This window comes from Streptomyces xiaopingdaonensis (assembly GCF_000262345.1).
GTDB lineage: Bacteria > Actinomycetota > Actinomycetes > Streptomycetales > Streptomycetaceae > Streptomyces > Streptomyces xiaopingdaonensis.
The window spans coordinates 1-13,946 of sequence record NZ_AJTQ01000270.1 but is presented as its reverse complement, the minus strand read 5'-3'; the positions used below and the strand labels follow the sequence as shown (position 1 = coordinate 13,946).

The following is a 13,946-nucleotide window of genomic DNA, read 5'->3' as shown; positions in this document are numbered from 1 at the left end:
CCGTTGCGCAGCGCCTGGCAGGCGAGGTGCAGCGCCACGAGCGACGAGGAGCACGCGGTGTCCACCGTCACCGCGGGGCCCTCGAACCCCAGGACGTAGGAGAGCCGGCCGGAGGCCATGCTGGAGGTCGTGCCCGTCACCACGTAGCCCTCCAGGTCGGGCGCCGCCCGGTGCGGTGGCCCGCCGTAGGGCAGGTGCATGACGCCGGTGAAGACGCCGGTGCGGCTGCCGCGCAGCGTGCCGGGGACGATGCCCCCGTGCTCCAGCGCCTCCCAGGCCGTCTCCAGCAGCAGCCGCTGCTGCGGGTCCATCGCCAGCGCCTCCCGGCGCGCGATGCCGAAGAAGGCGGCGTCGAACTCGTCGACACCGTCGAGCAGCGCCGCCTCACGCTGGTAGAAGGTGCCGGGGCGGGCGGGATCGGGGTCGTAGAGCGCGTCGAGGTCCCAGCCGCGGTCGGTGGGGAAGGGTGCGACCCCCTCCCGCCCTTCGACGACCATCCGCCACAGCTCCTCGGGCGAACGCACACCGCCGGGCAACCGGCAGGCCATCCCCACGACGGCGATCGCCTCGTCCCGTGGCGACGAGGCGTCCGCCGCCTCTTCCGCACACGCTGCCGGCGCCCCGGAGAGCATGCGCAGCATCTCCTCCGCCAGGGCGTGCGGCGTCGGATGGTCGAAGAGCGCCGTCACGGGCAGCCGCAGTCCGGTGCTCTCCACCAGACGGTGCCGGACGCGGAGCGACTCGGCGGAGTCCACGCCGAGCGACCTGAAGTCCGCGGACGGCGCGGCTTCGTCCCCTTCCCGCCGGGGAAGCGCGTCGACGACGAGCCGCACCACGGCCGACAGCCGGCCGGCCTCGTCCAGCCCGGCCAGCCGCTCCCGCAGCGGGACGGCCTCTCCGTCCGCCGCGTCGCGGTCGAACGGGTAGGGCGGCAGCGGTACGCGTCGGGCGCCGGGCAGCGCGGTGGCCCAGTCCGGCTCCGTGCCGTGCGCGTGGCACTCGGCGAGCGCGCGCAGGTAGCGGCCGTGGCCCGCGTCGTCGCGGCGCATCGTGTCGAGGACGGTCGCGGCCGTGCCGGCGTGCGCGGCCGTCTCCTCGATCGGCAACGCCAGTACCGGGTGCGGGCTGATCTCCACGAACAGGCGGTGCCCCGCTGCCAGGAGCGCCTCGGTGACGCGCCGGAACTCCGCCGTGCTGCGGAGGCTGCGGAACCAGTGCCCGGGGTCGAGGTGCGCGGTGTCGAGCGGCGCCGTCGTCGTCGAGCCGTAGACGGGGACCGTGGAGGCACGGGGCCGGATCGCCGCCGCCTCCCTTGTCAGCCGCTCGCGGATGCGGTCCATGTGCCGCGAGTGGCCGGCGATCCCGATCGGCAGCCGCCGTGCCCGCACGCCCCGCTCGGCCAGACGCTCCAGCAGCGCCGCCGCCGCGTCGGGCGTACCGGAGGCCACGGTCGACCGCGGCCCGTTGACGACGGCGCTCTCCAACTCCAGGCCCCACTCGGCGATGAGCCCTTCCAGCTCCGCGGCGCCGAGCGCCACGGCGACCATGTCGCCCTCTCCCTCGAGGAGGGCGAGCGTCCTGCTCACCGCGGTGACGAGCCGGGCGCCGTCCTCCAGGGAGAGGCCGCCCGCCGCGGTCACCGCCGCGATCTCCCCGAAGCTGTGCCCCACCATCGCGCGCGGGACGACGCCGTCCGACCGCCACAGCTCCGCGAGCGAGACCATCACGGCGAAGAGCGCGGGCTGGATGACGTCGACCCGGTCCATCGGCACGTCGCCCGCGAGGACATCGTCGAGCGCGACGTCCATGCGGGGGCGGAGCGCACGCTCGCACGCGGCCAGCCGTTCCGCGAAGACCGGTGCCGTCTCGGCGAGTTCGCGCGCCATGCCCAGCCACTGGGTTCCCTGGCCCGGGAAGACGAAAACGGCCCCCGTCCCGGGCTCCGTGTGCACCGTCGTCCCGCCCGGCGTGCCCGCGGCCAGCGCACGCAGCGCCGTGACCGCCGACTCCCGGTCGGCGGCCTCCACCACCGTGCGGTGCGGCCAGACCGTGCGCGCGGCGGCGAGGCTCAACGCGAGGTCGGGCAGCGGGACGTCCGGGTGGTCGACGAGGTGGCCGGCGAGGTCTCCGGCGACCGCCCGCAGTCCCGCGTCGGTGCGGCCCGACACGAGCAGCGGGACCGAGGAGCGCCAACTCGCCGAGCGGCCCGGGCCGTTGGGCCCCGAGCGCGGTCGCAGGGCGGCGAGCTGCGCCGCACGCCCCTCGCGTGCGGCCAGCGCGCCGTGGGCGTCGGCGCCCGGGGTCGCACGCGCCAGCGCCGCGGCGGTGCCGGTCGGTGCGTCGTACACGACGACGAGGGCCACCGGCTCCTCGCGAAGGCAGCCGACGGCGACCGCGAACGGGTCGCGGCCCGCGGCCGAGCGGAGCTCGAGTCCCGGGAGCGCGGCCCACTCCGGCGGGTCCTCGGCGTCGGCGAACACGACCGCCGGATGCGCGGGGGAGGGGACGGCGCCGGCGTCCTCGACGGCGCGCCAGGCGGTCTCCCAGATCGAGCGGGTTCCCTCGCGGTGCGCGATACCGGTAACGAGGACGTCGCGGGTTTCTTCCACCACGAAAGAACTCTCCTGAGAGACGAAATCGGATCGTGCGGGACGTCTCCGCGAACGGGAGCAACAGACAGACAATCAAGCCCAGTTGTCCCGTCGACACCCCTATACGCCCCTAGGGATTCCCCTAGCCGCCGCAGAGTCGACGTGCGATTCCCGTCTCCCTTCCCCGGGCGCGGGCCACGGAAATACCATGAGTCGCGCGCGTCCGTCGGTCGAGGTGCTGCCTTGCCGCGCGTTTCGGCGATCCGAGGGCAACTCGAAGAAAATTGGGGAAACTTATGCCGATCTTTGACCCGCTGCCGCGGGCTCCGTCCCCCGAGGAGTTTCCGCTGCATTCCTGGGAGGCCGAGGGTTTCGGGGTGGTGCCCTGGCCGGAAGGCACCTGGCAGATCGGCTACAACTCGCACACCTGGCTGCTGGAAGCGGGCGGCGAGCGCCTGGTGCTGAAAGCGGTACCGAAAACCCAGGCCGTCAAGTTCGCCTCCGGGCTGCGTGCCGCGGAGCTGGCGGAGCGGGCAGGCGTCCGGGCCGGCGCGCCTCGGCGGACCCGGGACGGCGGCATCGTCGTCGAGCACGGGCCGTGGTGCTGGGGGCTGTTGGCGTACGTCGCGGGCCGGCCACCCGAACTCGACAACCCGTCGGACCTGGCGCTGGCAGGACGCACCCTCGGCCTGATTCACGCGGCGCTGCGCGACGTCCCCCCGCTGCCGCAGACGCTCGTCTGGACCCGCATGGACTGGCTGCTGGCGGAACAGCCGTTCCTCGAAGGGCGCGAGTGGATTCAGCGGGCGATCCGCGAAGGCATGGAGGCCGCGTCCGCCGAAAAGCTCTCCGGTGGTGTGCTCCACTGCGATCCGCGGCTCACTGAATTCCGTTTCGACGGTCGCGAAGCGGGCCTTCTCGACTGGGGCGAGGTCATGCACGGACCGCATGTCTTCGACCTCGCGGGCACGTTGAGTTTCGTGGAGGAAGGAACGGAACCCGCACCTTTCCTCTCCGGTTACCTGGAAACCTCCCCCGCACCCGTCGACGATTTCACCCGCCTCCCCGCCATGCTCAAGGTGCGCGCCGCGACCGAGGGCTGGATCTACGCCAGCCGCGAGTACCACGGAGTCGACTTGGGCCAGAGCCCCGAGTACAGCAACGCCAAGCTGATCGAACGCGCACGGGAGAACGTCCGCGCCGCCGAAAGGCTGCCCCCGGACTTCTACGTGCCGTGACCGGATCTCCGAAAGGCCCGAACTCCGCCCCGCAGGCCCACCGTTGACGCGGCGCCCCACGACGGGCCCGGAGGGAGCCGGCCTTTCCCGGAGACATGCCGGGCCGCCTGCGCCGTCCGCGAGGCACGGGTCCCTACGGTGTCCGGCATGCGCGTACTTGTCACGGGTGGAGCGGGTTTCATCGGGTCACACGTCGTCGACCGGCTGGAGAAGTCGGGCGTCGAGACGGCGGTGCTGGACACCGTCCCACCGGAGAGGTCCCCCTGGGCGGGGGCGAATCCGCCGGAGTGGTTCGAGGGCGACGTGCGCGACGAGGGCGCCGTGGCACGGGCGTTGGAAGGCGTCGACGCGGTCTGCCACCAGGCCGCGATGGTCGGACTCGGCAAGGGCTTCGCCGACGCGCCCCCGTACGTCTCGGCGAACGACCTCGGCACGGCGGTGCTGCTCCGCGGCATGGCGGCCGCCGGGGTGCGGGGTCTCGTGCTCGCAGGGTCGATGGTGGTCTACGGCGAGGGCGACTACCGGTGCGCCGACCACGGGACCGTCCGTCCCCCGGCGCGGGCCGCCGCCGACCTGGCGGCGGGGCGGTTCGAGCCGGGGTGCCCGGAGTGCGGTGCACGGCTGCTGACCTCGGCGATCCGCGAGGGGGCGCCGACCGAGCCCCGCAGCGTCTACGCCGTCACGAAGCTGGCGCAGGAACAACTCGCCGCCGTCTGGGCCGACTCCACCGGAGGGAGCGCCATCAGCCTGCGGTACCACAACGTCTACGGCGACGGCATGCCGAAGGACACCCCCTACGCCGGCGTCGCCTCCTTCTTCCGCTCGGCGCTGGAGCGCGGCGAGGCCCCGAAGGTCTTCGAGGACGGCGCGCAGCGGCGGGACTTCGTCCACGTCGACGACGTCGCCTCGGCGAACGAGACAGCTCTCCGCGCCCTCCCTCGCCTCGGCGAGGGCCGGACGCGCGCGTACAACACCGGCAGCGGGGAGCCGCACACGATCGGCGAGATGGCCACCGCGCTCGCCTCGGCGTACGGCGGCCCGCAGCCCGTGGTGACGGGCGAGTACCGCCTCGGGGACGTACGGCACATCACGGCGTCGTCCGAGCGGATCGCGACGGAGCTCGGGTGGCGGGCCGAGGTCCCGTTCGAGGAGGGGATGCGGAGGTTCGCCGCTGAGCCGCTCGCCGTCTGACGCCCCTCGCGGGCGGCTCAGGCACCCTCCAGGCGCACCGGCCCGAGGACCTCGCGGACCGGTGTGCGGTGCCACCAGTCGCCGGTCTCCTTCCGCTCCGCGGGCGTGGTGAACCGGTAGCGGTACAGGACCGCGCGCACCTGGCGGGGCGGCTCCTCGGAGAACGGGTTGTGGCGCAGCAGCCGCAGCGTGTCCCGGTCGTTCTCCAGCAGCCGGAGCGCGAGCGACTCGAACCATCCGCGCCGGTAGGCGGGGGAGAGGGCGGCGAACCACATCAGCCAGTCGAGCCTGAGGTGGTACGGCGCCCACTGCGGCGGGCGCCTCCCGGGGTCGCCCGGCTTGCCCTTGAACTCGTACGCGCGCCATACGGTTTCCCCCGTCGGCTCCGCCTCGTCGGTGCCCTCCAGGACGATCTCCTGGCGTACGCGGGTGATGTTGCCGAAGGCGCCGTAGGTGTTGACGAGGTGGAGCGAGTCGAACGAGCGGTTCATCTGCTGCCGGCGGCTCAGCAGGTTCCTCGCCGGCCGGTAGCTGAGGACCGCGACGAGCAGCGTCAACGCCATGGTCGCAACCAGGAACCAGAGCGGCGCCCCGCCCTGTCCGTGCACGCCGGTGAGCGGGGTGAAGTCGACGGCGCCGAGGGCGATGACGATGGTGAGCCAGTTGAGCCAGGCGAAGTTGCCGGAGAGGACGAGCCAGAGCTGGGTGACGATCATCAGCCCCGCGGCGACGCTCGCCACCGGCTGAGGAAGGAACAGGCCGAAGGGGAGCAGCAGTTGGGCGACATGGTTGGCCCCGGTCTCCCATCGGTGCAGCCGCTGGGGGAGGTGGTGGAAGTACCAGCTCAACAAGCCCGGCATCGGCTGGGTCTCGTGGTGGTAGGAGAGGCAGGTCAGGTCGCGCCAGCAGGTGTCGCCCCGCCACTTGATCAGCCCGGCGCCGAACTCGACGCGGAACAGCAGCCAGCGCAGCAGCCACATGACGAGCACGGGCGGCGCCGTGTCCGCGTTGCCGAGGAAGATCGCCAGGAACCCGGCCTCCAGCAGCAGCGACTCCCAGCCGAACGCGTACCACGTCTGCCCGACGTTGACGATCGACAGGTAGAGCGCCCAGAGCACCGCCCACAGCCCCATCGAGACGGGCAGCGGCACCGCGTCCCCGGCCCCGCAGAGGACCGCGGCGGCGAGCGCCGCACCGCACCACGCGCACGCCGCGAAGAACCGGTCGCTGTAGTGCAGGTGGAAGAGGCTCGGCGCGGCACGGAAGGGGACGCGTCCGACGAAGCGCGGGATCGGCTGCATGCCCCGCGACCCCAGCAGCGCACGGAACTGCAGCGCCGTACCGAGGAACGCGAGGAGATAGACGGCGGCGAGGCCGCGCTGGACGAGCAGCCTGCTCAGCCAGTAGCCGGAATCGGTGAACCAGTCCATGGCCGCCATGCGTACCACCGCGAGGCGCGGCCGGCCCGGCGGACCGCCGCGACGCGCATCCCCTCGCTCGGACGGCGCCCCGCGCCATCCGCCGTGCCCCGGGCGGCCGTTGGCGGTGGACCACGCGCGCGCCGCGTACGCTCCCGACGGCGGTACCTGCCGCCGGAAGCCGGAGGGGAGCCGCACGCCATGCCACTGACCGACATGCCGCTGGAGGCGCTGGAGAAGTACCGCCCCGCGGTCCGCGAGCCGGAGGACTTCGACGAGTTCTGGGCGAAGACGCTCGCCGCGGCAGGCGAGAGCCCCGAGAGCCTCACCGGCGCCGAGTTCCGCACGGTGGAGTCACCGCTGCGCACCCTCGACGTCCTCGACGTACGCTTCCCCGGCTGGGGAGGCCAACCCGTCGCGGCCTGGCTGGTGTTGCCGCGGGGCGCCGCGGGCCCGCTGCCCGCGGTGGTGAGCTACGTCGGGTACGGCGGAGGACGCGGACTCCACACCGAGCACCTGCTGTACGCCTCGGCCGGGTACGCGCACCTCGTCGTGGACAGCCGCGGGCAGGGCCACGCCACCCCCGATCCCGACCCGGTGCCGACGCCGCAGTACGTGCGGGGCTTCATGACGCTCGGCGCCGCCAGCCCGCAGGACCACTACTTCCGCCGGCTGATCACCGACTGCGTACGGGCGCTGGAGGCGGTGCGCGCCCACCCGGCCGTCGACCCCGGCCGCCTCGTCGTGCAGGGCCACAGCCAGGGAGGCGGGCTGGCGCTCGCCGTCGCCGGGCTCGTCGGGGACGGTGTCGCGGCCGCGCTCGTGGACGCACCGTTCCTCTGCCACATCCGCCGGGGCGCCGAGACCGCCTTCCAGGGCCCGTACACGGAGATCGCCGAGTTCCTCGGCATCCACCAGGGCCTGCCGCCCGAGACGGTCCTCGGCACCCTCGACTACTTCGACGGCGTCCACTTCGCGCCCCGTGCCACGGCGCCCGCGCTCTTCAGCGTCGGCCTGATGGACCCGGTCTGCCCGCCGTCCACGGTCTTCGCCGCGTACAACCGCTACGGCACGGCCGACGCCGCACCGCCGCACCGCGAGATCAGCGTCTGGCCGTACGGCGACCACGCGGCCGGCCGCCACGCGCAGGCGACCGAGCAGTTCCGCTGGCTCGGCGCCCGGGGGATCGCGCCCGACCGGGGCCCGGAGGAGCGGCCCACCGACCGCTGACCGACCATGGAGGGATGGCGCAGCACGAGGTGAGCGGAGCAGGCTCCGACGGATACGTACGGGTGCGCGGCGCGCGCGAGCACAACCTGCGCCGTGTGGACACCGAGATCCCGAGGGACGCGCTCGTCGCCTTCACGGGGGTGTCGGGCTCGGGGAAGTCCTCGCTCGCCTTCGGCACGCTCTTCGCGGAGGCCCAGCGCCGCTACGTCGAGTCGGTGGCGCCGTACGCGCGCCGCCTCATCCACCAGGTCGGCACCCCCGAGGTCGACGAGATCACGGGGCTGCCCCCGGCCGTCGCGCTGGAGCAGCGCCGCTCGGCGCCGAGCGGGCGCTCCTCCGTCGGCACCGTCACCACGCTCTCCAACTCCCTCCGCATGCTGCTCTCCCGCGCCGGCACCTACCCCGAGGGCGCCGAGCGGCTCGACTCCGACTCCTTCTCGCCCAACACCGCCGTCGGAGCCTGCCCCGAGTGCCACGGGCTCGGCACGGTCCACAGCGTCTCGGAGGAGTCGCTCGTCCCGGACCCCTCGCTCTCCGTCCGGGAGGGCGCGATCGCCGCGTGGCCGGGGGCGTGGCTCGGCAAGAACCTCAGGGACACCGTCGACGCGCTCGGGTACGACATCGACCGCCCCTGGCGCGAACTCCCCGCCGAGCAGCGGGAGTGGCTGCTCTTCACGGAGGAGCAGCCCGTCGTCACGGTCCACCCGGTCCGCGAGGCCGGCCGGCTGCAACGTCCCTACCAGGGCAAGTACCAGAGCGCCCGCCACTACGTCCTCCACACCTACGCGGACACCAAGAGCGCCTCGACCCGCAGGCGGGTGGAGGCGTTCCTGCACAGCGCCGCCTGCCCGGCGTGCCACGGCCGCCGGCTGCGGCCGGAGGCGCTCGCCGTCACCTACGCCGGGTACGCCGTCGACGAGCTCACCGCGCTGCCGATGGACCGCCTCGCCGAGGTGCTGGAGAAGAGCACGGAGGGCGCGGGCCACGGCGGCGACGTACGGGAGAACGCAGCGGCGCTCCTCGCCGGCGAACTCCTCGACCGCATCCGGGTGTTGACGGACCTCGGCCTCGGCTACCTCAGTACGGGACGCCCGGTCCCCACCCTCTCCGCGGGCGAGCTGCAACGGCTGCGCCTCGCCACGCAGCTGCGCTCCGGGCTCTTCGGCGTGGTCTACGTTCTCGACGAGCCGTCGGCCGGCCTCCACCCCGCGGACACGGAGGCGCTGACGACGGTGCTGGAGGGGCTGAAGTCGGCGGGCAACTCCCTCTTCGTCGTCGAGCACGACATGGACCTGGTACGCCGGGCCGACTGGGTCGTGGATGTCGGCCCGGGCGCCGGCCGGCACGGCGGCGAGGTCCTCTACAGCGGCCCCGTCGACGGGCTGGCCGGCGCCGCCCGTTCGGTGACGCGCCGCTACCTCTTCGCCGGACCGGCCCCCGCGGACGAGCCGACGGGCGCCGCGGACGAGGCGGCAGCGGCAGCCGTGCGGCGCAGGCGGCGAGGGGAGCGCCGGACGCCGAGCGGCCGGCTCGCCCTCCGCGGCGTCACGCTCCACAACCTGCGCGCGCTCGACGTCCGGGTGCCGCTCGGCGTCTTCACCGCCGTCACGGGCGTCTCGGGCTCCGGCAAGTCGACGCTGGTCACCCGCGTCCTCGCGGAGGCCGTCGGGGAGCGCCCGCAGGACGAAGAGGAACCGCGAGCGGCCGGCGTCGTGGCGGAGTCGGAGGGGGCGGAAGCCGTCTCGCGGCTGGTCCGCGTCGACCAGAAGCCGATCGGCCGCACACCCCGCTCCAACCTCGCCACCTACACGGGGCTCTTCGACTCGGTGCGGAAGGTCTTCGCGGAGACCGAGGAGGCGAGGGCCCGCGGCTACGACGCGGGGCGCTTCTCCTTCAACGTCCGCTCCGGCCGCTGCCCCACGTGCCAGGGAGAGGGGTACCTCGCCGTCGAGCTCCTCTTCCTGCCGGGGACCTACGCCGCCTGCCCCGACTGCCGCGGCGCCCGCTACAACCCGGAGACCCTCCGGATCACCTACGCGGGCGCCACCGTCGCCGACGTGCTGGGGATGACGGTCGACGAGGCGGCGGCCTTCCTCACCGAGGTGCCGGCCGCGGCACGCGGCCTCGACGCGCTGCAACGGGTCGGCCTCGGCTATCTGCGGCTCGGCCAGCCGGCGACGGAGCTCTCCGGCGGCGAGGCCCAGCGCATCAAGCTCGCCACGGAGCTCCAGCGCACCCGCCGCGGCCACACCCTCTACCTCCTCGACGAGCCGACGACCGGCCTCCACCCCGCCGACTCAGACGTGCTCATGGACCAGCTCCACCGACTCGTCGACGAGGGGCACACGGTCGTCGCCGTCGAGCACGACATGGGCGTCGTCGCCGGTGCCGACCACGTGATCGACCTCGGGCCCGGCGGCGGCGACCAGGGCGGCCGGATCGTCGCCGAGGGCACGCCCGGCGAGGTGGCCCGGAGCGCGGGGAGCGCGACGGCGCCGTACCTGCGGGCCGCGTTGGAGGCGTAGCGGCCTCACGGGTACTGGCGCAGGATGCGCGCGGCGAGGTCGCGTATCCGGGCGCGTGCCTCCGGCGGGCCCGTCACGGTGAGGTCGTCCCCGAACTGCAGGAGCTGCCGCACGTCCTCCGGCTCGCGGCAGGCCACGGCGACCTCGACCTCCGCTTCCCCCGCCGAGCGCACGGAGAGGCGGGACCCGAGGAGGCGCCTCGCCCTGTCCAACTGCCGCGCGCGCAGCACCGCTTCGACGCGCACGCCGTCGAGCGCCTGCCAGCGCGAGGTGAGTTCGGCCGCCACGGTGCGCAGGGCGGCGTACGGGCGGAGGCGGCGCGGGGCCCGTGTCGGCTGCCAGTCGGTGAGCCGCTCCAGGGCGTAGAGCCGGGGGACGCCCGTTCGGTCGGCGACGAGGTACCACCGGCCTCCCTTCGCCAACAGGCCGTAGGGATCGACGAGTTGCCAGGCGGGCTCGGCCTCCTCCGAGCGCCGGTAGCGGATGCGGAGCCGCACGCCGCGGCGGACGTCGCCGACGAGGGCGCTCGGCTGCGTGCCCACGGTCTCCGGGCCGAACCACGGCCTGTTGTCCGTGGCGACGACGGCGCTGAGCGGCAGCAGGGCAGACGCCGGCTGACCGGGCGCCGCGACCTTCCGCAGCGCCCTGCGGCTGTCGGTCTCCGCGCCCAACTGGCTGCGCTGGCCGTCGTCCAGACCGTGCAGCCCGAGGTGGTCGCGCTCGGTCGCCGTCAGCCGCGACGTGTCGAGCACGCCGCCCGGCAGCAGCGTGACGCCGCCCGCGCGTCCCCGCTCGACGAGGAGCGGGAAGCCGGCGTCCTGCAACCACCGGAGGTCCCGGAGCACGGTGCGCACCGACACACCGACCTCGCCCGCGAGGTCGCGCGTGGTGGCCCCCTTCCGGGAGTGGAGGGCGAGCAGCAGCGAGAAGAAGCGATCCGGGGTCATGGCCCCAGAGTTCCATCCAACACGACGGAACCTGTCGCCTTTCGCAGGCATGCTCTCCGCGCCCCACTCGACCAGGAACCGAGGAGAAAACCCCGTGCCCGTTGTGAACATGTTCATCGTCCACGTCTCGGACGCACCCGCGGCAGCGCGCTTCTACGCGGAGCTGCTCGACCTGAAGCCCGACTTCGAGTCGCCCCGCTTCGTCACCTTCCCGCTCGCAGGCGGAGTCCGACTCGCCCTGTGGAGCGGGGCCGAGGGCACCCCGGCACCGTCCCGCACCGGCGAGCTGTGCGTGACGACGGACGGTGGGCCCGGCCGGATCGACCGCTGGTTCCACGAGTGGCAGGCCAAGGGCGTACGGACCGTGGAGGAGCCGCACGACGACGTCTTCGGCCGCACCTTCGTCGTCGCCGACCCGGACGGGAACCTCATCCGCGTCGCCCCCGTCGACTGAAACGACCGCCGGCGGTGCCGCTATCCCGAAGCGGAGGCGGCGCCGCCGCGGAGGCGCTCGGCGAGCCCGCCCACCGCGACGCCGAGCACGACGAGGACGAGGGACGCGTAGATCTCCAGCCCCGTGAGGAACCCCAACCGCTGGACGAGGCCCCAGCCCTCGAGCCACCCGAAGAAGTGATGGACGAGCCCTGCGGCACCCTGGAGGACGAGCACGAGGCTCGCGAATTCGAGCAGCTTCTTCATGCGGGCGATGCTAGGCAGCGGCGTGCCCGGCCGTGTCCGACGAAAGTATCGCCGTCCGCGCCGTCGGTATCGCGCGGTGCCCGGACGCGGCGCCGCCCCGCACCCGGCACGTACCGTCTGGCGCATGACAGCCAGTTCGGTGCCCCGGAGCGTCCCCGTGCGCCCACAGGCGCGCCCCGCGGTCCGCTCCCGGCGCGACTGGTACGTCGACACGACGCTCTTCCTCGGCGCCGCGGTGCTCGGCGTGCTCACCGCGGGCGACCTGGCGCAGGACCCCGCACGGCCAGCCTGGTTCCTCGCCCTCGACCAGTTCGCCGGAGCGGTCGCCTGCTGCCTGCTGTGGTTCCGCCGCCGTTGGCCGACCGCGCTGGCGCTCGCCTGCGCGGTGGGCGGGGTCTTCTTCCACTTCGTCGGCTGGGCGCAGTTGGTTTTCCTCTTCTCCGTCGCGGTCCACTGCAGGACGCGGTCGCTCGCCCTCGTGACGGCCGTGACCGTCGCCACGCTGCCGCTCCAGCGCCCGGAGCCCGGCACGAGCGGCCAGGAGAACACCATGATCGGGCTGGTGCTCGTGCTCGCCGCCGTGGGCTGGGGCATGTTCGTCCACTCCCGACGGCAACTGGTCGCCTCGCTGGAGGAGCGGGCCCTGCGCGCGGAGGCCGAGACGGACCTGCGGGTACGGCACGCGCAGCGCGAGGCCCGCGAGGAGATAGCCCGCGAGATGCACGACGTACTCGCCCACCGCCTCTCCCTGTTGAGCGTCCACGCGGGCGCCCTGGAGTTCCGCAGGGACGCACCGCCCGGCGAGGTGGCGGGCGCGGCCGGCGTGATCCGGCGCAGCGCGCACCAGGCGCTGGAGGACCTGCGCGAGGTGATCGGGGTGCTCCGCGCACCGGGCGCCGAGGCCGAGGACCGCCCGCAGCCGTCCGTCGCCGACCTGCGCCTCCTCGTGGCAGAGGCCGACGGTGCGGGGGCCGGGGTGCGGTTCGAGGAGGAGCTGGCGAGCGAGCGGGTGCCGGGCTCGCTGGCGCGTACGGCGTACCGCGTCGTCCAGGAGGGACTCACCAACGCCCGCAAGCACGTCCCCGGGGCGCCGGTCGACGTCCGGGTCTCGGGCGCGCCCGGCGAGGGCCTGCGGGTGCGCGTCGCCAACGAGCTGCCGCAGCCGCATGCCGCACACTCCGAACTCCCGGGCGCCGGGGCCGGATTGGTCGGACTGGGGGAGCGCGTCGAGCTCGCCGGAGGCAGCCTCGCCCACGGTCCCGGGCAGGGAAGGGACCGGACGCGCTTCGTCCTCGACGCCTGGCTACCGTGGTCCGTGTGACGACGCCCGAGCCCTCTCCCACGCCCGTCCGACTGCTCCTCGCCGACGACGACGCGCTCGTCCGGTCGGGGCTGCGGCTGATGCTCGGCGGTCTCCCCGACGCGGAGATCGTCGCCGAGGCCGCCGACGGCGCGCAGGTGCAGCAGCTCGTCGAGCGCCACCGCCCCGACGTCGTGCTGATGGACATCCGCATGCCCGGCACCGACGGCCTCGCCGCGACCGAGGCCCTCCAGCGCCTCGCCTCGCCGCCGCAGGTGGTCGTCCTCACGACCTTCGACGCCGACGCCTACGTACTCCGCGCGCTGCGCGCCGGCGCGGCCGGGTTCCTCCTCAAGGACACGCCGCCGCCCGAACTCGCCCGCTCCGTACGGGCCGTGGCCGCCGGCGAACCCGTCCTCTCCCCGGCGGTGGCGCGCAAGCTCATCCACCGCGCCACGGCGCCCGAGCCCGAGGCGCAGACCGCGCGCAGGGAAGGGGCGAGGCGCCTCCTCTCCGAGCAGCTCACCGACCGTGAGCACGCCGTCGCGGTCGCCGTGGGCCGCGGGCTCTCCAACGCCGAGATCGCGGCCGCGCTCTACATGGGGGTGCCGACCGTCAAGACGCACGTCTCACGCGTCCTCGCCAAGCTCGACCTCGGCAACCGCGTACAGATCGCCCTCCTCGTCCACGACGCGGAGCTTCTCGACGGGGGATGAGCACCGCGGGAATCCCAGCGCCCGGCACGTGTTGAAACAGGTGTGACTTCCGCAGCGCCACCGCCCCTCCCGCCCCTCTCCGTGCTCGACC

11 protein-coding genes are annotated in these 13,946 nt (G+C 74.0%); 7 read left to right on the top strand and 4 right to left on the bottom strand.

The features are described 5' to 3' along the window. A partial coding sequence (locus UWG_RS0121665; RefSeq protein ID WP_029391654.1) for an acyltransferase domain-containing protein occupies positions 1-2,609 on the bottom strand: 2,609 nt, incomplete at its 3' end. Positions 2,610-2,887: 278 nt separating this feature from the next. Between UWG_RS0121665 and UWG_RS0121660 the strand changes: the two genes are divergently transcribed. Continuing rightward, entirely contained in the window at positions 2,888-3,829 is a 942-nt protein-coding gene (locus UWG_RS0121660; protein WP_016909300.1) for a phosphotransferase enzyme family protein, read from the top strand. 147 nt (positions 3,830-3,976) lie between these two features. Then, the gene (locus tag UWG_RS0121655) at positions 3,977-5,020 is read left to right on the top strand and encodes an NAD-dependent epimerase/dehydratase family protein (RefSeq protein WP_016909299.1); all 1,044 of its coding nucleotides are present in this window, start codon (positions 3,977-3,979) and stop codon (positions 5,018-5,020) included. A gap of 17 nt (positions 5,021-5,037) precedes the next feature. Here the strand turns inward: UWG_RS0121655 and UWG_RS0121650 are convergent, their stop codons facing one another. Beyond that, the gene (locus tag UWG_RS0121650) at positions 5,038-6,459 is read right to left on the bottom strand and encodes a lipase maturation factor family protein (RefSeq protein ID WP_016909298.1); all 1,422 of its coding nucleotides are present in this window, start codon (positions 6,457-6,459) and stop codon (positions 5,038-5,040) included. Between the two features lie 180 nt (positions 6,460-6,639). On the opposite strand from UWG_RS0121650, the gene UWG_RS0121645 reads away from it, so the two are divergent. Then, complete coding sequence (locus UWG_RS0121645) at positions 6,640-7,668, top strand: acetylxylan esterase (RefSeq protein ID WP_016909297.1); 1,029 nt, start codon at positions 6,640-6,642, stop codon at positions 7,666-7,668. A 14-nt stretch (positions 7,669-7,682) separates the two neighbouring features. Further along, the gene (locus tag UWG_RS0121640) at positions 7,683-10,193 is read left to right on the top strand and encodes an excinuclease ABC subunit UvrA (protein WP_016909296.1); all 2,511 of its coding nucleotides are present in this window, start codon (positions 7,683-7,685) and stop codon (positions 10,191-10,193) included. Positions 10,194-10,198: 5 nt separating this feature from the next. On the opposite strand, the gene UWG_RS0121635 is transcribed toward UWG_RS0121640, so the two are convergent. Beyond that, positions 10,199-11,140: a helix-turn-helix transcriptional regulator gene (locus UWG_RS0121635; RefSeq protein ID WP_016909295.1), complete on the bottom strand. Its 942-nt coding sequence runs from the start codon at positions 11,138-11,140 to the stop codon at positions 10,199-10,201. A gap of 109 nt (positions 11,141-11,249) precedes the next feature. On the opposite strand from UWG_RS0121635, the gene UWG_RS0121630 reads away from it, so the two are divergent. Next, a complete protein-coding gene (locus UWG_RS0121630) occupies positions 11,250-11,594 on the top strand; it encodes a VOC family protein (RefSeq protein ID WP_016909294.1) in 345 nt (114 codons plus the stop codon). 20 nt (positions 11,595-11,614) lie between these two features. Here UWG_RS0121630 and UWG_RS0121625 read toward each other — a convergent pair whose 3' ends face one another. Then, on the bottom strand, positions 11,615-11,839 hold the full coding sequence (locus UWG_RS0121625; RefSeq protein WP_016909293.1) for a hypothetical protein: 225 nt from the start codon (positions 11,837-11,839) through the stop codon (positions 11,615-11,617). Between the two features lie 124 nt (positions 11,840-11,963). Here UWG_RS0121625 and UWG_RS0121620 point away from each other — a divergent pair, with 124 nt between their 5' ends. Continuing rightward, positions 11,964-13,160 (top strand): sensor histidine kinase, encoded by a 1,197-nt coding sequence (locus UWG_RS0121620; RefSeq protein ID WP_029391653.1) that lies wholly within the window; start codon positions 11,964-11,966, stop codon positions 13,158-13,160. Further along, positions 13,157-13,855 (top strand): response regulator transcription factor, encoded by a 699-nt coding sequence (locus UWG_RS0121615; protein ID WP_016909291.1) that lies wholly within the window; start codon positions 13,157-13,159, stop codon positions 13,853-13,855. Before UWG_RS0121620 ends, UWG_RS0121615 begins: the two co-directional genes overlap by 4 nt. Positions 13,856-13,946: the final 91 nt, after the last annotated feature.